A 20,898-nucleotide genomic window follows, 5' to 3' on the forward strand; every position below is an offset into this window, starting at 1 on the left:
CTACTTGGTTCCGCCCGGCGTGGAAAGCCTCGGCAGGGTTGGCCGCATGAGCGGCCTGTCCGGTTGGCCGCTCAGGCGGCCTGCACCTTGCCCGGCTGGCGGGCGAAGCGCCGACGCAGGTAGGCGGCGAACTGCCCGGCCACGGTGCGGACCATCTCGGCCCGCAGACGGCGCGCTTCGCGTTCGATCGCGGCAACATCGACAGACGACGGCATCGCACTAAATTGAGTCACTTGGGTCATGGGTCCACTCCTATGGTCATGCCCTCCCTGCAGCGGTAGATAGCGGAAAAATCACTGCGGCATCAGGGGGGCTGACGGAAACCCCGCCATGCGCCCCGCGCAAGGCTACGGCAACAATGCTGACCTAATCATCCGCCGCCTACCCTTTCCATCTGCGGCTGTTACCGCTAACATACGCAGCGAGACCGCGGGGCGGCATGCGCCTGCCCCGATGCTCCCCAGCTTTCGCCAGAGGCACCCATGACCCTGAACAGCACCATCGACCGCGTCACCGACCGTATCCGCGCCCGCTCGCGCCCGACGCGCGACGGCTATCTCGAGCGGATGCGGCAGGCGGCGCAGGCCGGCCCGGCGCGCGGCCATCTCACCTGCGGCAACCAGGCCCATGCCTATGCGGCGATGGATCAGGACAAGCCAGCGCTGGCCGAGGGCAAGAGCCCGAACATCGGCATCGTCACCGCCTATAACGACATGCTCTCGGCGCATCAGCCCTACGAGACCTATCCGCAGAAGATCCGCGAGGCCGCGCGCCGCGTCGGCGCCACGGCGCAGGTGGCGGGCGGCGTGCCGGCGATGTGCGACGGCGTCACCCAAGGCCAGCCGGGGATGGAGCTGTCGCTCTTCTCGCGCGACGTGATCGCGCTGGCGGCAGGCGTGGCGCTGAGCCACAACACGTTTGACGCCGCGATGTATCTCGGCATCTGCGACAAGATCGTGCCGGGTCTGGTGATCGCGGCGGCGACCTTCGGCCATGTGCCGGCGGTCTTCGTTCCGGCGGGGCCGATGACCTCGGGCCTGCCCAATGACGAGAAATCCCGCGTCCGCAACCAGTTCGCCACCGGCGAGGTCGGGCGCGACGCGCTGATGGCCGCCGAAATGGCGAGCTATCACGGCCCGGGCACCTGCACCTTCTACGGCACGGCCAACACCAACCAGATGCTGATGGAGTTCATGGGCCTGCACCTGCCCGGCGCCAGCTTCGTCAACCCCGGCTCGCCGCTGCGCGAGGCGCTGACGGTGGCGGCGGTGGAACGCGCAGCCTCGATCACCGCGCTCGGCAACGATTTCCGCCCGGTGTCCGAGATCCTCGACGAGCGGGCCTTCGTCAACGGGCTGGTCGGGCTGATGGCGACGGGCGGCTCGACCAACCTCGTCTTGCACCTGCCGGCGATGGCGCGGGCGGCGGGGGTGATCCTCGATCTGGAGGATTTCGCCGATCTCTCCGACGTGGTGCCCTTGATGGCCAAGGTCTATCCGAACGGTCTGGCCGATGTGAACCATTTCCACGCCGCGGGGGGCCTGGGCTTCATGATCGGCCAGCTGCTCGATGCGGGGCTCTTGCATGGCGACGCCAAGACCATCCTCGGCGACGGGCTGGAGATGTATCGGCAGGAGCCGAAGCTGGTGGATGGCGCGATCCAGTGGCAGCCCGGCGCCGGCGAGACGCTGAACGACCGCATCCTGCGCCCCGCCGCCGATCCGTTCCAGCCGACCGGCGGGCTGAAGCAGCTCTCGGGCAATCTCGGCCGCGGGGTGATGAAGGTCTCGGCCGTGGCCAGCGACCGGCATGTGATCGAGGCGCCCTGCCGCATCTTCCACGATCAGGAATCGGTGAAACAGGCGTTCCGCGCCGGGGAGTTCACCTCCGACACGGTGGTGGTCGTGCGCTTCCAGGGGCCGCGCGCCAATGGCATGCCGGAGCTGCATTCGCTGACGCCGACGCTCTCGGTGCTGCAGGACCGCGGGCTGAAGGTGGCGCTGGTCACCGACGGGCGGATGTCGGGCGCCTCGGGCAAGGTGCCCGCCGCGATCCATGTGGCACCCGAAGCGGCGATGGGTGGCCCGCTCGCTCGGCTGCGCGACGGCGATCTGCTGCGCGTCGATGCGGTCAGCGGTCGGCTCGAGGTGCTGGCCGCGGATTTCGACGACCGCACGCCGGTCGAGGCCGATCTTTCGGCCAACCGCCACGGCATCGGCCGCGAGCTCTTCGAGGCCTTCCGCCTGACGGTCGGCACCTCGACCGAGGGCGCGGCGGTCGTCGTCTGAAGACAAAATTTCGGCCTTTGGCGCGGATATTCTTAACCAGGATGAAAGAGGTCGGGGCGTAGGGAGAGGGGGCGGTACAGGCGGGGACGCCGATGACCGTCGAAGGTGAGGCTGTCCTGCCTCTCCGGCCCCTCTGCCGCCCGAGGCAGGACACGCCCTTTCCCTCCCCTCTCATCTTCGCTTAAATATCCCCGCCGGAGGCTCCTGCCCTTCCCACACGCGCTCCGTCGAAAGGACTGCCCATGACCCCCGCCGAACAAAGCCGCGCCGCGCTGGAGATCTGCCGCCGCGCCCCCGTCGTCCCCGTGCTGGTGCTCGACGATCTGGCCCATGCCCGCCCGCTGGCCGAGGCGCTGGTGGCCGGTGGCCTGCCCGCGCTGGAGGTGACGCTGCGCACGCCGATCGCGCTGGAAGCGATCCGCATCATGTCCGAGGTGCCGGGCGGCATCGTCGGCGCCGGCACGCTGCTGACCCCCGCCGATGTGCGGGCGGCGCTGGCGGCGGGGGCAAAGTTCGGCGTCTCGCCGGGGGCGACCGACCGGCTGCTCGACGCCTGCGAGGACGAGGGGCTGGCGCTCCTGCCCGGCGCCGCGACCGCGTCGGAGGTGATGGCGCTGCTGGAGCGCGGCTATACCGTGCAGAAGTTCTTCCCCGCCGAGGCCTCGGGCGGCGCCCCGGCGCTGAAAGCGATCGGCGCGCCCTTGCCGCAGGTCAGCTTCTGCCCGACCGGCGGGATCGGGCTGAACAATGCGCGCGACTATCTCTCGCTGTCGAACACCGTCTGCGTCGGCGGCAGCTGGGTCGCGCCGAAAGCGATGATGCAGGCCGGCGACTGGGAAGGCATCACCGCCCTCGCGCGCGAAGCCGCCGCGCTGAACGGCTGATCCGGGCGCCAGACGCCCCGCGCGATCCCGCCCTTGCGGCGGGTGAGCGTGGGGCGACTCCCGGGCGTCCCGCCAGCCTCAGGCCTGGCCGGGCACCCGTGCGGCGCGGCCGCCGCGGCGGCGGGGTTGCTCGGGGGCGGTGAGCGCGTCGGAGAGCACCTGGCTCATCGGATGGTCCGGCAGGTCCAGCGCGTAATGCGCGATCAGTGCGCGCAGCGCGTCGGGGGTCGAGAGCCCGACCGGCAGGCTCAGCGCCCAGTCCATGAAGATCGAGCGGCATTCGCCGGGCGTGATGCCCTCGATCGCGTAGCTCTCGCGCACCAGCCCTTTCGGGTCCGCCTCAGTCAGCCGCACGGCCCGTCTCCCCATTTCCATCGTCTCCCGTCCCGAGCAGCGCGGTCACCCGTGCCGCCGCCGCCTCCACCACCCGTCCGAGCCGCGCCGTCAGCGCCCCGGGCGAGGCCTCCTCCAGCTCGCGCAGAAGAAAGGCGCAGCCGCCCTCGCCCAGCCGGTCGGGGTCGAGCGCGCCATCGGTCAGCAGGCGGGTCCCCGCCTGCAGTCGCCAGCAGAGCCTGTAGGCTTCGAGCAGCACCGTCTCGTCCGATTGCGACAGTTGCCCGCCTTTCACGCCAGCGCGCAGCTGCTGCTCCACCCGCCGCGCCGGATCGCCGGCGCGCAGGGCGCAGGTTTCGGCCAGAAGCTCCACATCCATCAGCCGCCCGGGCCCGTTCTTGGCATCCCAGGGCGCGGTCGCCGGTTTCGCCGCCTGCAGCCGGGCGCGCATCTCGGCCACGTCGGAGCGAACCTTCGGGCCCTGCCCCTTCACCGCCAGCACCTCGCGGCGGAAGGCCTCGACCTCGGCGGCGAGGCTCGCATCGCCCGCGAGCGGCCGGGCGCGGGTCAGGGCCAGATGCTCCCAGGTCCAGGCCTCTTCCAGCTGGTAGCTGCGGAAGGAGGAGAGCGCCGTCGCCACCGGCCCCTGCCGCCCGGAGGGGCGCAGCCGCATGTCGACCTCGTAGAGCCGGCCTTCGGCCATCGGCGCGGTCAGCGCCGTGACCAGCGCCTGCGTCAGCCGCGCGAAATAGGGCCGGGCCGCCAAGGGGCGCGGCCCCTCGCTCTGCTCCTGCCCCTGCGCGTCGTGGATCACGATCAGGTCGAGGTCGGAGCCCGCGTTGAGCCGCCCCGCCCCGAGGCTGCCCATCCCCAGCACCACCGCGCCGCGCCCCGGCGCCGGGCCGTGCTTGCGGGTGAATTCGGCGCTGACGGCGGGCCAGATGCCCGCGACCACCGCCTCGGCCAGATCGGCGTAGAGCTTGCCCGCCTCGAAGGCGTCGATCAGCCCGCGCAAATGATGCACGCCGACGCGGAAATGCCATTCCTTCATCCAGCGCCGCGCGGTGTCGAGCTTGCGCTCGTAATCCGGCAGATCGCCGAGCTGCTGGCGCAGTTCCGCCGTCAGCGCTGCCGTGCCGGGCCAGGGGGCGAAGAAGCTGCCGCCGATCACCGCGTCGAGCACGCCCGCGTTGCGCGCGAGATAGCGCGCCAGCATCGGCGAGGTGGCGGCGATGTCGACGATCAGATCGACCAGCGAGGGGTTGGCGTCGAAGAGCGCGAAGATCTGCACCCCGGCCGGAAGCCCGGCGAGGAAGCCGTCGAAGGCCACCAGCGCCTCGTCGGGATTGCCGGCGCGGCGCAGGCTTTTCAGGATCATCGGGCGCAGCCGGGTGAAGATCGACACCGCGCGGTCGGAGCGCAGCGCGGGGTAATGGCTCCAGCCATCGACGATACCGCGCGCCGTCTCCGACAGCTCCGGCCCGTCCTCGGCCTCGCCGGGCGCGAAGAAGCCCTCGGTCAGCTCCTCCACCCGCAGGAGCCGGGTGCGCAGCGCCGCGCGGAAGCTCTCGGGCGGCTCGCCCATGAAATGGGCGATGCGGTCCACGCCCTCGGGCGTCACCGGCAGGTCATGGGTCTGGGCGTCGTTCACCATCTGCAGCCGGTGCTCGACCTCGCGGTGGGCGCGGTAGTGGGCGATCAGATCCTCGGCCACCTCGCCCGGCAGCCAGCCCGCGGCGGAGAGCGCGCGCAGCCCGCCGACGGTCGTGCGGTCGCGCAGGCTGGGGTCGCGGCCCCCGGCGATCAGCTGGCGGGTCTGGGTGAAGAACTCGATCTCGCGGATGCCGCCGACGCCGAGCTTCATGTTGTGGCCTTCGAGCACGACCGGGCCGTGCAGTCGGCGGTGGTCGCGGATGCGCAGGCGCATGTCATGCGCGTCCTGAATGGCGGCAAAATCGAGGTGCTTGCGCCAGACGAAGGGGGTGAGGGTCTTGAGAAACTTCTCCCCCGCCGCGAGATCGCCGGCGCAGGGCCGGGCCTTGATATAGGCGGCGCGCTCCCAGGTGCGGCCGACGCTTTCGTAATAGCTTTCCGCCGCCGCCATCGACAGGCAGACCGGCGTCACCGCCGCGTCGGGGCGCAGCCGCAGGTCGGTGCGGAAGACATAGCCCTCGCCGGTGAGGTCCGACAGCAGCGCCGTCATCTTGCGGGTGACGCGGATCAGCGCGGCGCGGGCCTCCTGCTCGGCACCCGGGTAGCGGGTCTCGTCGAACAGGATCACGAGGTCGATGTCGGAGGAGTAGTTCAGCTCACCCGCGCCCATCTTGCCCATGGCCAGCGCCACCATGCCGCCCGCGGTCTCGGCATCTTCGGGCGTGGCGCCCGGCAGCTTGCCGCGGCGGATCTCGTCGGCCACCAGCCGCTTGAGGCTGAGGTCGGTGGCGCGGTCGGCGAGCGCCGTGAGCGCGCCGGTCACCGTCTCCAAGGGCCAGACGCCGCCGAGATCGGCGAGCGCGGTCAGGAGCGCCACGCGGCGCTTGGCGATGCGCAGCCCGGCGCCGAGATCGGCCAGCGGCAGATCGCCGAGCGGGGTCAGCACGTCGGAGAGCGCGGTTTCCGGGGCGAGCGACAGGGCCGGGCGCAGCCAGCCCGCCTCGCGCAGCATGAGCCCGCGCAGGAAGGGGCTGCATCCGGCGGTGGCGGAGAGCAACCCGGCAAGCTCCGGTCCGAGATCGGAAAACTGCGCGGCGATCTCGGCGGCGGGGGCCGGATCGTGCGGGAGCGGCGAGCGGGTCAGGCGGCTGGCGAAGGGCGCGGTCATCGGCGCACCATGGCGGGGGCCGGTGCCGCGGTCAATGTGCAGCGGCGGGTGCGGCTGCCTGTCCCGGCAAACGCCCCCGCCCTGTCGACCGGAAAAATGTGAAGATCTTTAACATCACCTCTTGCGAGCGGCCCGGCCCTCCCCATATTGCGTAATGTGAAAGAGCTTCACATCCATCCAACACGGGAGACCGCTGCTATGATACCTGCCCCTGCCTCCGTCCGCATCGGCGGCATCACCTCCTGGCCCGCCCGCGCCGAAGCCTGGCTCGACGAGCGCGGCAAGCCCGCCTGGATCGCCGCCATGGTGCTCGGCTTCATCTTCGTCTGGCCGGTCGGCCTGGCGCTTCTCGCCTACATGATCTGGAGCAAACGCATGTTCAGCCGTTCCTGCAAAAGCAAACGCTCGATGAGCCGCTCGGTCGCCTGGAACTCCAGCGGCAATTCGGCCTTCGACGCCTACAAGTCGGAAACGCTGCGCCGTCTGGAAGAAGAGCAGATGGCCTTCGAGAGCTTCCTGCAGCGCCTGCGCGAAGCCAAGGACAAGTCGGAGTTCGACGCCTTCATGGACGACCGCGCCCGCAACAAGCCGGCCGCGCCGGAAAGCCAGCGCGAAGACGCCTGACCGTTCCCGGCGGCCCCCGAACCTTGCATCAAGGGCCGGGGGTCGCCATCTGACACAGGGCGGCCCCGGGGGCCGCCCCCTTTCCGCCCGGAGCCTCAGATGACCCAGACCCCGCCGAACACCTGGACCACCGACCGCGTCGATCCCCTGCCCGATCCCGTCCGGCATGCCGAGTTCTACGACGGCGTGCCCTTCCGGCGCGGGCTGGCCTGGATCTTCGACATGGTGCTGATCGCGCTGATCACGGCGATCATCGTGCCCTTCACCGCCTTCACGGCGCTGTTCTTCCTGCCGTTCCTGTTCCTCTGCGTCGGCTTCTGCTACCGCACGGTCAGCCTCAGCCGGTCCTCGGCCACGCCCGGCATGCGGCTGATGTCTATCGAGCTGCGCAACCGCGAGGGGCGTCCGCTGGAGTTCGGCGAGGCCTTCCTGCACACGCTGGGCTACAGCATTTCGGTGGCGTTTGTGGTGCCGCAGGTGATCTCGGTCGCGCTGATGCTGGTAACCGAGCGGGGTCAAGGGCTGACCGACTACGTCCTTGGCACGGTGGCGCTGAACCGCGCCTCCCGCTATTGAGCGCAAATGCCGCCGAAGTTGCGGCTTATCCGCGAAAACTCTCGCTTGGCGCCGGACAATCGGCTTGCTAACGTAACGGCCAGTTCAGGCAAGATCCGGTCATGCGCCACACACTTCCCATTGCGCCGCAGTTTTATGTGACGGCCCCCCAGTCCTGCCCGTATCTCGACGGGCGGCTGGAGCGGAAGCTGTTTACCGCGCTGCAGGGCGAGCATGCGCAGAAGCTGAACGACACGCTGTCGAAACAGGGCTTCCGCCGCTCGCAGAACGTGCTCTACCGCCCCTCCTGCGCCGAATGCTCGGCCTGCCTCTCGGCCCGGATCCGCGTCGCGGATTTCGAGCCGACGCGGACCCAGCGCCGGGTGCAGAAGAAGAACGCCGACCTGCGCCGCAATGCCACCAGCCCCTGGGCGACCGAGGATCAATATGCGCTGTTCCGGCGCTATCTCGACGACCGGCATGCCGATGGCGGGATGGCGGACATGGATATCTTCGAATTCGCCGCGATGATCGAGGAAACGCCGATCCGCAGCCGGGTGATCGAATATTCCCGCCCCGCCGAGACCGAGCGGCAGCGCCCGCTGACCGCGGTCTGCCTGACCGACATCTTCGATGACGGGCTGAGCATGGTCTATTCCTTCTACGACCCCGATCTCGCGATGCGCAGCCTCGGCACCTATCTGATCCTCGACCATATCGAGATCGCCCGCGAGGCGGGGTTGCCCTACGTCTATCTCGGCTACTGGGTGCCGGGCAGCCGGAAGATGGGCTACAAGGCCAGCTATTCCGCGTTGGAGATCTACAAGGGCGGGCGCTGGCAGGATATCGGCGCGCCCTCCGATCACCGGGCGGAACTGCATCCGCTGAGCGTCGATCCCATCGCCGAACAGGTCGCCCGGATCAACCTGCCCGAGGCGCGGCCCGCCGACCCGAAACTGCTGCGCGACTGAGCCTCCGGGCGGTTGACGACGGGTGTTTTCGGGCGCTGCGGCAACATGCCGCATATTCTCGCGGCCCGCCCTTGCAATCACCGATCCAGAACCCACCTCGCTGCCAAGCAACGGGAGCACGGCGTGGTTTATTTTCTCTTTATCCTCGGCCTCATGGGCCTCTTCTTCGGCGGCGAGTTTCTGGTCCGCGGGGCCAGCCGGGTGGCGATGGCCTATCGGATCAGCCCGATGGTGATCGGCCTGACCATCGTCGGCTTCGGCACCTCCTCGCCGGAACTGCTGGTTTCGCTCAATGCCGCGGTGCAGGGCGCGCCGGCGATTGCCATTGGCAACGTGCTCGGCTCCAACCTCGCCAACATCGTGCTGATCCTCGGGCTGACCGCGCTGGTCTCGCCGGTGGTGATGTCGCTGCGGCAGAGCTGGCGCGATCTGGCGGTGATGCTGGGGGCGACGGCGCTGCTCTGGGTGATGCTGCTGAACGGCAGTCTGGGCCGCATCGAGGGCGCGATCCTCTTCGCCGGGCTGATCGCCTTCCTGGCTATGTCCTTCCTCTCCGGCCGGGTCGAGCCCGAGGCGGATGCGGCGCCGGTGGCGCCGGTGTGGAAATCGGCACTGATGACGCTGGGCGGGCTGGTGGTGCTGATGGTGGGCGCGCGTCTGCTGGTCGACAGCTCCACCCAGATCGCGCGGACCTTCGGCATCTCCGAGGCGGTGATCGGGCTGACCGTGGTCGCCGTCGGCACCTCGCTGCCGGAGCTTGCCACCTCGCTGATCGCGGCCTGGCGCAAGCATTCCGAGATCGCGGTGGGCAACATCATCGGCTCCAACATCTTCAACGTGCTGGGCATCCTGGGCCTGACGGCGCTGATCGTGCCGATCACCGAGGTCGAGCCGCGCTTCGCCGCGCTGGACATGCCTTGGGTGATGGGCGTCTCGGTGCTACTCGTCGCGATGGCCGCGGCGCTGTCCGGCGTGCCCCGCTGGGCGGGAGCGGTGCTGCTGCTGATCTACGGCGGCTATCTGTCGCTCATGGCCTGAGCCGGTAAAACGGGCCGGGGGATGAGGCGGGCTTCGGCCCGCCTCTTTCATTTCAGGCCAGACCTTCGGCCTGCATCGCCTGCTGCACTGCCGGGCGCGACTGGACGCGGGCGGCGAAGGCGCGGATCTTCGGGAAATCCGTCAGATCGACGCCGACCATGCCGGACCAGTTCACCACCACGAAGGCATAGGCATCGGCCACGGTGAAGGCGCTCCCGGTCAGGAAGTCGCGGCCATCGGCCAGAAGGCCCTCGATCCAGCCGAGCTTCTTCGCCACCACGCCGCGCGCCGCGCTGCGGCGCTCGTCGTCGAGCGCCGGATTGAACAGCGGCGAATAGGCCGTGTGCAGCTCGGAAGCGACGAAGTTCAGCGCCTCCTGCATCCGCGCCCGCGCCATGGTGCCGGCGGGCGGCGACAGCGTGGTGTCGCCGGCCTTGTCGGCCACGAATTGCAGGATCGCCGGGCCCTCGGTCAGGATGCCCTCGGCGGTCTCCAGCGCCGGGACCGAACCCTTGGGGTTCACCGTCCGGTAGTCGGTTCCGGTCTCGGTCTGCTTGGTGCCGAGATCCACCTTCTCGATCTCGAAGGTGCTGCCGGTCTGGTGCAGGACGATATGCGACGCCATCGAGCAGACGCCGGGAGAGTAATAGAGTTTCATGGACATTCCTTGGATCAAGGTTGGCGCGAATACAGGCGCCGCGCGGGCAACTTTCCCTCAGACCGGGCCTTGCGTCCAGCACCGAGCCGAGTCGTTGCCCCTGCATCCGCTCACACCGGCTGTTCGTTTTCGTGAAGTTGCCACGATCAGCCGATGCACGAAAGAAATGTGCGACAAAGTGAGCCGCCGCGACACTTTCTGCATGATTTCGCCATTGACGCCCCCTGAGGCGCATCCTAGTGTCGCCCCCGACCGCAACGGAAAGGGCCAGTGATGGCTGATGTCGTAATTCTTGTAGGACAGACGCGCATGGGCCGGTAACGGTTGACCATCAGGTTCCCATGCGCCCCCGATTGAAACCCGGGGGCTTTTTGTTGCGCGACAGGCTGCCGGCGGGGCGGCAACGGATGGAGAGAACGATGAACGATGTGATAAGCGGCGCGCGGATGGTGGTTCAGGCCCTGAAGGATCAGGGCGTGGACACCGTATTCGGCTATCCGGGCGGCGCCGTGCTGCCGATCTATGACGAGATCTTCCAGCAGAACGACATCCGCCACATCCTCGTGCGGCACGAACAGGGCGCGGTGCACATGGCCGAGGGCTATGCCCGCTCCACCGGCAAGCCGGGCGTGGTGATCGTGACTTCCGGTCCGGGGGCGACCAACGCGGTCACCGGCCTCGTCGATGCGCTGATGGATTCGATCCCGCTGGTCGTGCTCTCGGGTCAGGTGCCGACCTTCATGATCGGCACCGACGGCTTTCAGGAGGCCGATACCGTCGGCATCACCCGGCCCTGCACCAAGCACAACTGGCTGGTGAAGGACACGGCCAAGCTGTCGGAGGTGATCCATCAGGCCTTCCACGTCGCCATGAGCGGCCGGCCTGGGCCGGTGCTGGTCGACATCCCGAAGGACGTGCAATTCGCCACCGCGACCTATACCGGGCCGCAGAAGGCGCGGGTGTCGCATTACCAGCCGAAGGTGAAGGGCGACATCGAGCAGATCACCAAGCTGGTCGAGATGATCGAGACCGCCGAGCGCCCGGTGTTCTACACCGGCGGCGGGGTGATCAACTCGGGCCCCGCGGCGAGCCAGCTGCTGCGCGAGCTGGTCGATGCCACGGGCTTCCCGATCACCTCGACGCTGATGGGACTGGGCGCCTACCCGGCGAGCGGAAAGGGCTGGCTGGGCATGCTCGGGATGCACGGGCTCTACGAGGCCAATCTGGCGATGCATGGCTGCGACCTGATGATCAACGTCGGCGCGCGCTTCGACGACCGGATCACCGGGCGGGTGAAGGATTTCTCGCCCGGCTCGAAGAAGGTGCATATCGACATCGACGCCTCCTCGCTGAACAAGGTGATCCGGGTCGATGTGCCGATCCTCGGCGACGTCGGTCACGTGCTGGAGGATGCGCTGCGGCTGTGGAAGGCGCGCGGGCGCAAGGTGAACAAGGAGGCGCTGGCCGTCTGGTGGAAGCAGATCGCGGAGTGGAAGGCGGTCGACTGCCTCGACTTCAAGAACTCCACCAAGCTGATCAAGCCGCAACATGCGCTGCAGCGGCTGGAAGCGCTGACCAAGGGGATGGACCGCTACATCAGCACCGAGGTCGGCCAGCACCAGATGTGGGCGGCGCAATACCTCGGCTTCGAGGGGCCGAACCGCTGGATGACCTCGGGCGGGCTCGGGACCATGGGCTACGGCCTGCCCGCCTCGATCGGGGTGCAGGTGGCGCATCCGGAGGCGCTGGTGATCAACGTGGCGGGCGACGCCTCCTTCCTGATGAACATGCAGGAGATGGGCACCGCCATCCAGTTCCGCCTGCCGGTGAAGCAGTTCATCCTGAACAACGAGCGGCTGGGCATGGTGCGGCAGTGGCAGGAGCTCCTGCACGGCGAGCGCTATTCGCAGAGCTGGTCGGAGAGCCTGCCCGATTTCGTGAAGCTGGCCGAGGCCTTCGGCGCCAAGGGCCTGCGCTGCGACGACCCCGCCGATCTCGACGATGCGATCATGGAGATGATCCGCTACGACGGGCCGGTGATCTTCGACTGTCTGGTCGAGAAGCACGAGAACTGCTTCCCGATGATCCCCTCGGGGCGGCCGCATAACGAGATGCTGCTGGGCGATGCGGATACGCAGGGGGCGATCGGGGCCAAGGGCGCGGTTCTGGTGTGAGAGCGCGGAGCGGGGGTTTCACACCCCCGCACCCCCGTGGGATATTTTTCGACAGAAAATGAAGGAGAGGGCCGATGTCGCCGCTCAACATCAAGCAGGGTTCGACCAGCCATTCGGCCTATGACCTGCGCGATCCCTATGCCGAGGTGATCGAGACCCATACGCTGGCGGTGCTGGTGGACAACGAGAGCGGGGTTCTAGCCCGGGTCATCGGGCTGTTCTCGGGCCGGGGCTACAACATCGAGAGCCTGACGGTGGCCGAGGTGGATCATGCCGGCCACCTGAGCCGGATCACCGTGGTGACCACCGGCACGCCGCAGGTGATCGAGCAGATCAAGGCGCAGCTTGGCCGGATGGTGCCGGTGCATGAGGTGCATGACCTGACGGTGGACGGGCCGGCGGTGCAGCGGGAACTGGCGCTGTTCAAGGTGGCGGGCAAGGGCGAGGCGCGGATCGAGGCGCTGCGGCTGGCCGAGATCTTCCGCGCCAATGTGGTGGATTCGACGCTGGAGAGCTTCGTCTTCGAGATCACCGGCACGCCGGAGAAGATCGACGCGCTGGCCGACCTGATGCGCCCCCTAGGCCTGCGCGAGATGGCGCGGACCGGGGTGGCTGCGCTGGCCCGCGGGCTGTGAGCCTCAGCGCCCGGTGAAGCTCGCCGGGCGTTTTTCGAGAAAGGCCGCGACGCCTTCGCGGAAGTCGTCGGTCGCGCCGCACTGGCCCTGCAGCCGGGCCTCGAGCGCGAGCTGGGCGTCGAGGTCGTTCGACTGGCTCGCCCGCAGCGCCTGTTTCACCGCGCGATAGGCGGCGGTCGGGCCCTTGGCCAGATGCGCGGCGCGAGCCTGCCAGTGGGCCGCGAAATCGGCGTCGGGCACCGCTTCCCAGATCATGCCCCAGTCGGCGGCCTGCCGCGCCGGGATCTTCTCGGCGAAGAGTGCCGCGCCCATCGCCCGCGCGGCGCCGATCTGGCGCGGCAGCCAGTAGGTGCCGCCCGCGTCGGGGATCAGGCCGATGCGGGTGAAGGCCTGGATGAAGCTGGCGCTCTCGGCGGCGATCACCACGTCGCAGGCGAGCGCGAGATTGGCCCCTGCCCCCGCCGCAGCACCGTTCACCGCGGCGATGGTCGGCAGCGGGCAGTCGGAGAGCGCGCGCAGGAGCGGTTCGTATTCCTCGCGCAGCACGCGCTCGAAATCCGGGGCGCCGAGGGCCGCGGCATCGGCCAGATCCTGGCCCGAGCAGAAGGCGCGCCCGGCCCCGGTGAGCACCAGGACGCGGGCGGTTTCCGGGAGGCGGGTGATTGCCTGCAGCAACTCCTCGCGCAGGCGGGAGGAGAGCGCGTTCATCACCTCGGGCCGGTTGAGGGTGAGCGTGACGATGCCGTCGGCTTCGGTCTGGAGAATGGTCTGATACATGGGGCCCCCGTTTGCCCGCCAGCATAGCCGTCGGGTGCCCCCGGGAAAGCGCGACGGTGCGTCAGTCGTTCAGGATCTCGTTCAGCCGGGCCTGCTCCTCGGGGGTGAGCTTCGCCGTGCCGGCATCCGAGGCCGAGCGGCGGCGGCGCAGGTAGACGGCGGCGAGGCCAAGCCCGCCCAGAAGCATCGCCGGACCGGCGATCCAGAGGATCAGGTTGGCGCCGCCGCTGGTCGGGTTCAGGAGCACGTATTCGCCGTAGCGCGCGACGATGAAATCCAGCGCCTCCTGATCGGTGTCTCCGGCCACCAGACGTTCGCGCACCAGAAGCCGCAGGTCGCGGGCAAGCTCGGCATTGCTGTCGTCGATGTTCTCGTTGCGGCAGACGAGGCAGCGCAGGCCCTGCGACAGGTCGCGGGCGCGCGCTTCCAGCGCCGGGTCGGAGAGGATCTCGTCGGGCTGGACGGCAAAGACCGGGGTCCCGAAGATCGGGGTGGCGAGGCAGAGGGCGAGGAGAAGGGCGCGCAGTCTCATTCGGCGGGCACCGCGCTGACCTTGTGCCGGGCCCCGGCAGCGACGCGGTAGCGCCGGTCGCTGAGGCTGAGCGCGCCGCCGAGCGCCATCAGGATCGCCCCGCCCCAGATCCAGTTGGCGAAGGGCTTGATGTAGCTGCGCACCGCCCAGCCGCCGTTCGCCTGCGGGTCGCCGATCACCAGATAGAGGTCGCGGGTGATGCCATAGTCGATCCCGGCTTCGGTGGTGGGCATGGCGGCGACCGGGTAGATCCGCTTCTCGGGGTGCAGCGTGGCGATCAGCCGGTCGCCGTCGCGGACCTCCATCGCGGCCATGGTGGTCATGTAGTTCGGACCCTGCATCTCGCGCACATCGGCGAGGGTCACGCTGTACTTGCCCAGCGGGAAGCTTTCGCCCTCCTGCACCACGCGGATATCCTCGACCTGCCAGGCGTTGATCGCGGCCACGGCGAAGACCGTGACGCCGAGCCCGGAATGCGAGACCGCCTTGCCCCAGTCAGCGCGCGGCAGCCGGCCGATGCGGCCGATGCGGGCGCCGATGCTGCCGCGCCCGGTGCGCAGCCAGAGCTCGGAGAGCGCGCCGAACACCACCCAGGCGCCGAGCGCCGCCCCCACCGGGCCAAGCGCCGAGCGCCCGGTCTGCAGCGCGAAGATCAAGGCGCCGAGCGCGACCGACAAAGCCAGCGCGCCCCAGAGCGAGGCCATGCCCTTGCCGAGCTGCGCCCGCTTCCAGGGCAGCACCGCGCCCAGTGGCATGGCCATGGCGATCACCACCATGAAGGGGGTAAAGGCCGCGTTGAAGAACGGCGCCCCGACCGAGAGCTTTCGGCCCCAGACGAGCTCGGCCACCAAGGGCCAGATCGTGCCGATGAAGACGACGAAACAGGCCACCGCCAGCAGCAGGTTGTTCAGCACCAGCGCGGATTCGCGGCTGACCATCGAGAAGACGCCCTTCGCCTCCATGGCGCTGGCGCGGGCGGCGAAGAGGGTCAGCGCCCCGCCCATGAAGATGCCGAGGATCAGCAGGATGAAGACGCCGCGCTCGGGGTCGTTGGCGAAGGCATGCACCGAGGTGATGACGCCGGAGCGGACGATGAAGGTGCCGATCAGCGAGAAGCCGAAGGCGAGGATGGCGAGCAGGATGGTCCAGCTCTTCAGCGCCTCGCGCTTTTCCACCACGATGGCCGAGTGCAGCAGCGCCGCCGAGATCAGCCAGGGCATGAAGGAGGCGTTCTCCACCGGGTCCCAGAACCAGAAGCCACCCCAGCCCAGTTCGTAGTAGGCCCACCAGCTTCCCAGCGCGATGCCGATGGTCAGGAAGATCCAGGCGGCCAGCGTCCAAGGCCGCACCCAGCGGCCCCAGGCGGCGTCGACCCTGCCCTCGATCAGCGCGGCCACGGCGAAGGAAAAGGCCATCGAGAGGCCGACATAGCCGAGGTAGAGGAAGGGCGGGTGGAAGGCGAGGCCCGGGTCCTGCAGCAGCGGGTTCAGGTCTTCGCCATCGAAGGGCGGTTCGGCCAGACGCAGGAAGGGGTTGGAGGTGAAGAGCAGGAAGGCGAGGAAGGCCACGCCGATCATCCCCTGCACCGCCAGCACCCGCGCCCGCAGCGTCGGCGGCAGGTTCTGCCCGAAGGCCGCGGCACAGGCGCCGAACAGGGCGAGGATCAGCACCCAGAGGAGCAGCGAGCCCTCGTGGTTGCCCCAGACGCCGCTGATCTTGTAGATCAAGGGCTTCAGCGTATGCGAGTTCAGCACCACCAGCCGCACCGAGAAGTCGGAGGTGACGAAGGCATAGGTCAGCGCCGCGAAGGAAAAGCCGATCAGCAGGAGCTGGGTCATCGCCGCGGGCTCGGCCACCGCCATCCAGCCCGACCAGCGCTTGTGCGCGCCGATCAGCGGCGCCGTCGACTGGACCAGCGCCACGGCCAGCGCCAGGATCAGCGCAAAATGTCCAAGCTCGACGATCATCGGCAATCCTCCGGTTTGGCGAGACCTTACCTTCGAAGTGGCGCGGGTGAAATGGGGCTTTCCGCCCATCATGCGATTTTGAATATGTTATGCCGGGTGCGGTCGGCGGAGTTTCATGCTGTAACGGCGGGGCCTGCAACTGGAGGGACCGATGAAGAAGACCTGCATCCTGATCGGCGCGCCGATCGATTCCGGCCAGCGCCGTCCCGGCTGCCTGATGGGGCCTGCCGCCTATCGCGTCGCGGGTCTGCCGCAGGTGCTGACCGATCTCGGCCACCAGGTGCAGGATCGCGGCGACCTGGCCCTGGGCGCCCTGCCCGAGGCGCGGCCTGCCAACCCGGTGGTGCATTCCCTGCCCCAGACGCTGGGCTGGACGGCGGCGCTGCACGAGGCGACCGAAGCGGCGCTTGCGGCGGGCGGCTTTCCGATCATCCTCGGCGGCGATCATTCGCTGGCGCTCGGCTCGGTCTCGGGGGCCGCGGCCCATGCCAAGGCGCAGGGGCGCCCGCTGTTCCTGCTCTGGCTCGACGCACATTCGGATTTCCACACGCCGCTCTCCACCACCTCGGGCAACCTGCACGGCACGCCTGTGGCCTATATCGCCGGGCGCGAGGGGTTCGACGATTTCCCGCCCTTCCCGGCGCCGTTGCCCGCCGAGCAGATCTGCCTCTTCGGCATCCGTTCGGTCGATCCCGAGGAACATGCGGCGCTGCTGCTGCATGACATCGCGATCAACGACATGCGGGTGCTGGACGAGTTCGGCATCTGCGCCCCGCTGCGCGGCTTCCTCGACAAGGTGCGGGCGGCGGACGGGTTGCTGCATGTCTCGCTCGACGTCGATTTCATCGACCCCGCCCATGCCCCCGCCGTCGGCACCACGGTTCCGGGCGGGACGACGGTGCGCGAGGCGCATCTGGTGATGGAGCTCCTGCACGAGAGCGGGCTGATGACCTCGCTCGATCTGGTGGAGCTGAACCCGTTCCTCGATGAGCGCGGTCGCACGGCGCGGCTGATGGTCGATCTGGTGGCCTCGGCCATGGGACGCAAGGTCTTCGACCGGCCGACCCGCAGCTTCGGCTGATCGGGCCGCGAGCTTCCGGCGGCTCAGTGCAGCCGGAACTCGCCCACCACGTTGCGCCATTCGCCCGGCGCGATCAGCTTGCGGTGGGTGAAGCGGACCGAATGCAGCGGGCCTTCCAGCTTTTCCTGCCAGAATTCGATGAAGCGGAACAGCGCGGGGTAATCCGGAGCGACGTCATACTCCTGCCAGAGATAGGTGTTGAGCACGTTGCGGTAATCCGGCATCCGGTAGATGAACTCCGCCGTGGTCAGCCCGTAACCCTTCAGCATCAGCTCCGTCTCGCGCATCTCTGGCTCCCTGTGGGGTTTCTTGCAGGGAAAATGATGCGCCAGTTCCGCAGAATTTCAACAAGAACAACGTGTTGGCACTCATCGCCCCCGGCTGCTCATTCCTCCTCCCCGCCCAAGAGAAGACCCGGCATTGCACCCTATATCCGCGATGGTCTATAGTCCCGCCGACTAGATATTGAGCCGTTGCAGAAAGAGCGCCCGACGTGACAGATCGTCCTGAAGACACTGACAACGATGAAGAAATGGGCAAAGCGCCCGTCCTCGGCCCGCAGGTCTCCATCGCCGAAGAGATGAAGACGGCCTACCTCGACTATGCGATGAGCGTCATCGTCAGCCGTGCCATCCCCGATCTGCGCGACGGGCTGAAGCCGGTGCATCGGCGCGTGCTCTTCGCGATGCACGAGACCAACAACACCCATGACAAGCCCTACCGCAAGTCGGCCCGTCCGGTCGGCGACACCATGGGGAAATACCACCCCCATGGCGACGCCTCGATCTACGACGCGCTGGTGCGGATGGCGCAGCCCTTCTCGATGAGCCTCAAGCTCTTGGACGGTCAGGGCAACTTCGGCTCGATGGACGGCGACAACGCGGCGGCCATGCGCTACACCGAAGTTCGGATGGACAAGCCCGCGGCCTTCCTGCTGGCCGATATCGACAAGGAAACCGTCGATTTCCAGGACAACTACGACGGCAAGGACCGCGAGCCGACCGTCCTGCCCGCGCGCTTCCCGAACATGCTGGTCAATGGCGCGGGTGGCATCGCCGTCGGCATGGCGACCAACATCCCGCCGCACAATCTGGGCGAGGTGATCGACGGCACGCTGGCGATGATCGAAGACCCCGACATCTCGATGGAAGCGCTGATGGAGATCATCCCGGCGCCGGACTTCCCGACCGGGGCCACCATCCTCGGCCGCTCCGGCGCGCGGAAGGCCTATCTCGAGGGGCGCGGCTCGGTCATCATCCGCGCCAAGACCCGGATCGAGGAGATCCGCAAGGACCGCTACGCGATCATCATCGACGAGGTGCCCTATCAGGTCAACAAGGCCCGGATGATCGAGATCATCGCCGAACAGGTGCGCGAGAAGAAGATCGAGGGCATCGCCCATGTGCAGGACGAATCCGACCGCGTCGGCGTCCGCGTGGTGATCGAGCTGCGCCGCGACGCGACGCCGGATGTGGTGCTGAACCAGCTCTACCGCTTCACGCCGATGCAGACGAGCTTCGGCTGCAACATGCTGGCCCTGAACGGCGGCCGGCCCGAGCAGCTGACGCTGCGCGATTTCCTGAGCTACTTCATCACCTTCCGCGAGGAGGTCGTGGCCCGGCGCACCGCCTACGAGCTGCGCAAGGCCCGCGAGCGCAGCCATATCCTCTGCGGTCTGGCAGTTGCCGTTTCCAACGTCGACGAGGTGGTGGCGACCATCCGTTCCTCCGCCGATCCGGCCGAGGCGCGCGAGAAGCTGATGACCCGGCGCTGGCCGGCCAAGGACATCGCGCCCTACATCATGCTGATCGACGATCCGAGCCACAAGCTGAACGAGGACGGCACCTACAACCTGTCCGAAGTTCAGGCCCGCGCCATTCTGGAACTGCGGCTGCAGCGCCTGACCGCGATGGGTGTCAAGGAAGTGACGGACGAGCTGCAGGATCTCGCCGCCAAGATCCGCGACTACCTCGACATCCTCGGCAGCCGTGAGCGGATCATGGCGATCATCTCGGATGAGCTGCGCGAGGTGAAGCAACTCTTCGCCATCCCGCGCCGCACCGAGATCGTCGACTGGGCCGGCGACATGGACGACGAGGACCTGATCGAGCGCGAGGACATGGTGGTGACCATCACCTCCGGCGGCTGGATCAAGCGCACGCCGCTGGCCGAGTTCCGCAGCCAGAGGCGCGGCGGCAAGGGGCTGGCCTCGATGGCGACCAAGGAAGACGACGTGGTCACCACGCTTTTCGTCGCCAACACCCATACGCAGCTTCTGTTCTTCACCACCGACGGGATGGTCTATTCGCTGAAGTGCTGGCGCCTGCCGCTGGCCGGGCGCACGGCCAAGGGCAAGGCGATCGTCAACATCCTGCCGATCTCCACGGGCATCTCGATCGCGGCGCTCATGCCGGTGGACGAGCCCGAGGCGGAATGGGATGCGCTGCAGATCGTCTTCGCCACCTCGGACGGCGACGTGCGGCGCAACCGGCTGAGCGACTTCACCAACGTCAAGCGAAACGGCAAGATCGCGATGAAGCTGCCCGAGAGCGTCAGCCTGGTGAACGCGCGGATCTGCGACGAGCAGGATGACGTGATGCTGGTGACGGCAGGCGGGCGGGCGATCCGCTTCCCGACCACCGATCTGCGGGTCTTCTCCAGCCGCGATTCCACCGGGGTGCGCGGCGTGCGTCTGGCCGAGGGCGACCGCGTGGTGTCGATGTCGGTCATCCGCCACTTCGAGGCCGAACCGGCCGAGCGCGCGGCCTATCTCAAGCAGCGCCGCCTGATGGCGGGCGTCACCGACGATGTTGCCGAGGCCGAGACCGACGAGGAGGACGACAGCGTCGAGGCGGGTCAGCTCTCGCCAACGCGCTATGCCGAGATGTCGGCGACCGAAGACCTGATCCTGACGATCACGGCCCGCGGTCAGGGCAAGATCTCGTCGAGCCACGACTATCCGGTGCGCGGGCGTGGCGGTCAGGGCGTGACCGCCTTCGAGAAGACCATGCGCGGCGGGCGGCTGGTGGCCTCCTTCCCGGTGGAGATGGGCGACCAGATCATGCTCGCCACCTCCACGGGCCAGTCGATCCGGGTTCCGGTGGACGGAATCTCGTTCCGCTCGCGCTCGGCAGGCGGGGTGAAAGTGTTCGACACCGGCTCCGGCGAGGAGGTCGTCTCGGTCGCGCGCATCGCCGATCAGGGCGACGAGGAAGCGTGAGCCCGCTCGCCGCGGCGCTGGAGGATCTGGCGGCGCGGCGGGAGACCCTGAGCTATGGCGCGCTGGCCCGGCAGCTGGCGATCCCCGGCCCGGGCAGCATCACCCGGCTGACCGCGGCGCTTGAGGCGACCATGGCCGAGGATGCGGCCGCCGGTCGCCCGCTGCGCGCCGCGCTCTGCGAGGGGCGGCTGGCGGGCGGTCTGCCCGCCCCGGGCTTCTTCGCCACGGCGCGGGCGCTCGGGCTCTATGACGGCGCCGATGCCGGGCTGGAGGCCGAAGCCTTCGTGAGCGCCCAGCGACGCGCCCTTTTCAACCCTTGAACCAGAGGCTACATCGACGC

The 20,898-nt window shown here is 68.5% G+C and carries 19 protein-coding genes; 11 read left to right on the top strand and 8 right to left on the bottom strand.

What is annotated here, in order from left to right:
• Positions 1 to 71 precede the first annotated feature (71 nt).
• Positions 72 to 242: an RSP_7527 family protein gene (locus AC3A5Z_RS10760; RefSeq protein ID WP_170139623.1), complete on the bottom strand. Its 171-nt coding sequence runs from the start codon at positions 240 to 242 to the stop codon at positions 72 to 74.
• A 240-nt stretch (positions 243 to 482) separates the two neighbouring features.
• On the opposite strand from AC3A5Z_RS10760, the gene edd reads away from it, so the two are divergent.
• Positions 483 to 2,288 carry a phosphogluconate dehydratase gene (edd, locus tag AC3A5Z_RS10765; RefSeq protein ID WP_107665043.1) on the top strand — a complete coding sequence of 602 codons (1,806 nt, stop codon included), beginning with the start codon at positions 483 to 485 and terminating at the stop codon, positions 2,286 to 2,288.
• Positions 2,289 to 2,530: 242 nt separating this feature from the next.
• The gene (locus AC3A5Z_RS10770; RefSeq protein ID WP_111467365.1) at positions 2,531 to 3,172 is read left to right on the top strand and encodes a bifunctional 4-hydroxy-2-oxoglutarate aldolase/2-dehydro-3-deoxy-phosphogluconate aldolase; all 642 of its coding nucleotides are present in this window, start codon (positions 2,531 to 2,533) and stop codon (positions 3,170 to 3,172) included.
• 78 nt (positions 3,173 to 3,250) lie between these two features.
• Here the strand turns inward: AC3A5Z_RS10770 and AC3A5Z_RS10775 are convergent, their stop codons facing one another.
• Positions 3,251 to 3,526, bottom strand: a complete 276-nt coding sequence (locus AC3A5Z_RS10775) for a hypothetical protein (protein WP_444665981.1) — start codon at positions 3,524 to 3,526, stop codon at positions 3,251 to 3,253.
• Positions 3,513 to 6,326 (bottom strand): bifunctional [glutamine synthetase] adenylyltransferase/[glutamine synthetase]-adenylyl-L-tyrosine phosphorylase, encoded by a 2,814-nt coding sequence (locus AC3A5Z_RS10780; protein ID WP_487519344.1) that lies wholly within the window; start codon positions 6,324 to 6,326, stop codon positions 3,513 to 3,515. The genes AC3A5Z_RS10775 and AC3A5Z_RS10780 overlap by 14 nt, the downstream gene beginning before the upstream one ends.
• 198 nt (positions 6,327 to 6,524) lie before the next feature.
• Here AC3A5Z_RS10780 and AC3A5Z_RS10785 point away from each other — a divergent pair, with 198 nt between their 5' ends.
• From AC3A5Z_RS10785 to AC3A5Z_RS10800, 4 genes are all read left to right on the top strand, one after another.
• The gene (locus AC3A5Z_RS10785; protein WP_487519345.1) at positions 6,525 to 6,950 is read left to right on the top strand and encodes a DUF2852 domain-containing protein; all 426 of its coding nucleotides are present in this window, start codon (positions 6,525 to 6,527) and stop codon (positions 6,948 to 6,950) included.
• A gap of 99 nt (positions 6,951 to 7,049) precedes the next feature.
• Positions 7,050 to 7,526, top strand: coding sequence for an RDD family protein (locus tag AC3A5Z_RS10790; RefSeq protein ID WP_487519346.1), 477 nt, complete (start codon positions 7,050 to 7,052; stop codon positions 7,524 to 7,526).
• Positions 7,527 to 7,627: 101 nt separating this feature from the next.
• On the top strand, positions 7,628 to 8,476 hold the full coding sequence (locus tag AC3A5Z_RS10795) for an arginyltransferase (protein WP_487519347.1): 849 nt from the start codon (positions 7,628 to 7,630) through the stop codon (positions 8,474 to 8,476).
• Between the two features lie 123 nt (positions 8,477 to 8,599).
• Positions 8,600 to 9,514 carry a calcium/sodium antiporter gene (locus AC3A5Z_RS10800; RefSeq protein WP_487519348.1) on the top strand — a complete coding sequence of 305 codons (915 nt, stop codon included), beginning with the start codon at positions 8,600 to 8,602 and terminating at the stop codon, positions 9,512 to 9,514.
• Between the two features lie 52 nt (positions 9,515 to 9,566).
• Here the strand turns inward: AC3A5Z_RS10800 and gstA are convergent, their stop codons facing one another.
• Complete coding sequence (gene gstA / locus AC3A5Z_RS10805) at positions 9,567 to 10,172, bottom strand: glutathione transferase GstA (RefSeq protein ID WP_487519349.1); 606 nt, start codon at positions 10,170 to 10,172, stop codon at positions 9,567 to 9,569.
• 407 nt (positions 10,173 to 10,579) lie between these two features.
• On the opposite strand from gstA, the gene AC3A5Z_RS10810 reads away from it, so the two are divergent.
• Both AC3A5Z_RS10810 and ilvN read left to right on the top strand, forming a co-directional pair.
• The gene (locus AC3A5Z_RS10810; protein ID WP_487519350.1) at positions 10,580 to 12,346 is read left to right on the top strand and encodes an acetolactate synthase 3 large subunit; all 1,767 of its coding nucleotides are present in this window, start codon (positions 10,580 to 10,582) and stop codon (positions 12,344 to 12,346) included.
• 74 nt (positions 12,347 to 12,420) lie between these two features.
• Positions 12,421 to 12,981, top strand: coding sequence for an acetolactate synthase small subunit (ilvN, locus tag AC3A5Z_RS10815; RefSeq protein WP_136792439.1), 561 nt, complete (start codon positions 12,421 to 12,423; stop codon positions 12,979 to 12,981).
• 3 nt (positions 12,982 to 12,984) lie between these two features.
• Here the strand turns inward: ilvN and AC3A5Z_RS10820 are convergent, their stop codons facing one another.
• The 3 genes from AC3A5Z_RS10820 to AC3A5Z_RS10830 form a co-directional block, all read right to left on the bottom strand.
• Positions 12,985 to 13,758: an enoyl-CoA hydratase-related protein gene (locus AC3A5Z_RS10820; protein ID WP_487519351.1), complete on the bottom strand. Its 774-nt coding sequence runs from the start codon at positions 13,756 to 13,758 to the stop codon at positions 12,985 to 12,987.
• 61 nt (positions 13,759 to 13,819) lie between these two features.
• A complete protein-coding gene (locus tag AC3A5Z_RS10825; protein WP_107664859.1) occupies positions 13,820 to 14,290 on the bottom strand; it encodes a cytochrome c-type biogenesis protein in 471 nt (156 codons plus the stop codon).
• Positions 14,287 to 16,257, bottom strand: coding sequence for a heme lyase CcmF/NrfE family subunit (locus tag AC3A5Z_RS10830; RefSeq protein ID WP_487519352.1), 1,971 nt, complete (start codon positions 16,255 to 16,257; stop codon positions 14,287 to 14,289). The genes AC3A5Z_RS10825 and AC3A5Z_RS10830 overlap by 4 nt, the downstream gene beginning before the upstream one ends.
• Positions 16,258 to 16,408: 151 nt before the next feature.
• Between AC3A5Z_RS10830 and rocF the strand changes: the two genes are divergently transcribed.
• Positions 16,409 to 17,338, top strand: a complete 930-nt coding sequence (gene rocF, locus AC3A5Z_RS10835; RefSeq protein ID WP_136792435.1) for an arginase — start codon at positions 16,409 to 16,411, stop codon at positions 17,336 to 17,338.
• Positions 17,339 to 17,361: 23 nt separating this feature from the next.
• Here rocF and AC3A5Z_RS10840 read toward each other — a convergent pair whose 3' ends face one another.
• On the bottom strand, positions 17,362 to 17,625 hold the full coding sequence (locus tag AC3A5Z_RS10840; RefSeq protein ID WP_107664856.1) for an usg protein: 264 nt from the start codon (positions 17,623 to 17,625) through the stop codon (positions 17,362 to 17,364).
• 206 nt (positions 17,626 to 17,831) lie between these two features.
• Here AC3A5Z_RS10840 and gyrA point away from each other — a divergent pair, with 206 nt between their 5' ends.
• Both gyrA and AC3A5Z_RS10850 read left to right on the top strand, forming a co-directional pair.
• Positions 17,832 to 20,558 carry a DNA gyrase subunit A gene (gyrA, locus tag AC3A5Z_RS10845; protein ID WP_487519353.1) on the top strand — a complete coding sequence of 909 codons (2,727 nt, stop codon included), beginning with the start codon at positions 17,832 to 17,834 and terminating at the stop codon, positions 20,556 to 20,558.
• Positions 20,555 to 20,878: a hypothetical protein gene (locus AC3A5Z_RS10850; protein WP_487519354.1), complete on the top strand. Its 324-nt coding sequence runs from the start codon at positions 20,555 to 20,557 to the stop codon at positions 20,876 to 20,878. The genes gyrA and AC3A5Z_RS10850 overlap by 4 nt, the downstream gene beginning before the upstream one ends.
• Positions 20,879 to 20,898 lie beyond the last annotated feature (20 nt).

This window comes from Cereibacter sp. Soil_C_27 (genome assembly GCF_057657095.1).

What these genes read in the sequence shown, in the direction of transcription:
- AC3A5Z_RS10840 (WP_107664856.1), bottom strand. Translation starts at nt 17,625, where the DNA reads ATGCGCGAGACGGAGCTGATGCTGAAGGGTTACGGGCTGACCACGGCG.
- AC3A5Z_RS10795 (WP_487519347.1), top strand. Translation starts at nt 7,628, where the DNA reads ATGCGCCACACACTTCCCATTGCGCCGCAGTTTTATGTGACGGCCCCC.
- ilvN (WP_136792439.1), top strand. Translation starts at nt 12,421, where the DNA reads ATGTCGCCGCTCAACATCAAGCAGGGTTCGACCAGCCATTCGGCCTAT.
- rocF (WP_136792435.1), top strand. Translation starts at nt 16,409, where the DNA reads ATGAAGAAGACCTGCATCCTGATCGGCGCGCCGATCGATTCCGGCCAG.
- edd (WP_107665043.1), top strand. Translation starts at nt 483, where the DNA reads ATGACCCTGAACAGCACCATCGACCGCGTCACCGACCGTATCCGCGCC.
- AC3A5Z_RS10770 (WP_111467365.1), top strand. Translation starts at nt 2,531, where the DNA reads ATGACCCCCGCCGAACAAAGCCGCGCCGCGCTGGAGATCTGCCGCCGC.
- AC3A5Z_RS10820 (WP_487519351.1), bottom strand. Translation starts at nt 13,758, where the DNA reads ATGTATCAGACCATTCTCCAGACCGAAGCCGACGGCATCGTCACGCTC.
- AC3A5Z_RS10785 (WP_487519345.1), top strand. Translation starts at nt 6,525, where the DNA reads ATGATACCTGCCCCTGCCTCCGTCCGCATCGGCGGCATCACCTCCTGG.
- AC3A5Z_RS10790 (WP_487519346.1), top strand. Translation starts at nt 7,050, where the DNA reads ATGACCCAGACCCCGCCGAACACCTGGACCACCGACCGCGTCGATCCC.
- AC3A5Z_RS10830 (WP_487519352.1), bottom strand. Translation starts at nt 16,257, where the DNA reads ATGATCGTCGAGCTTGGACATTTTGCGCTGATCCTGGCGCTGGCCGTG.
- AC3A5Z_RS10810 (WP_487519350.1), top strand. Translation starts at nt 10,580, where the DNA reads ATGGAGAGAACGATGAACGATGTGATAAGCGGCGCGCGGATGGTGGTT.
- AC3A5Z_RS10780 (WP_487519344.1), bottom strand. Translation starts at nt 6,326, where the DNA reads ATGACCGCGCCCTTCGCCAGCCGCCTGACCCGCTCGCCGCTCCCGCAC.
- AC3A5Z_RS10760 (WP_170139623.1), bottom strand. Translation starts at nt 242, where the DNA reads ATGACCCAAGTGACTCAATTTAGTGCGATGCCGTCGTCTGTCGATGTT.
- AC3A5Z_RS10825 (WP_107664859.1), bottom strand. Translation starts at nt 14,290, where the DNA reads ATGAGACTGCGCGCCCTTCTCCTCGCCCTCTGCCTCGCCACCCCGATC.
- gstA (WP_487519349.1), bottom strand. Translation starts at nt 10,172, where the DNA reads ATGAAACTCTATTACTCTCCCGGCGTCTGCTCGATGGCGTCGCATATC.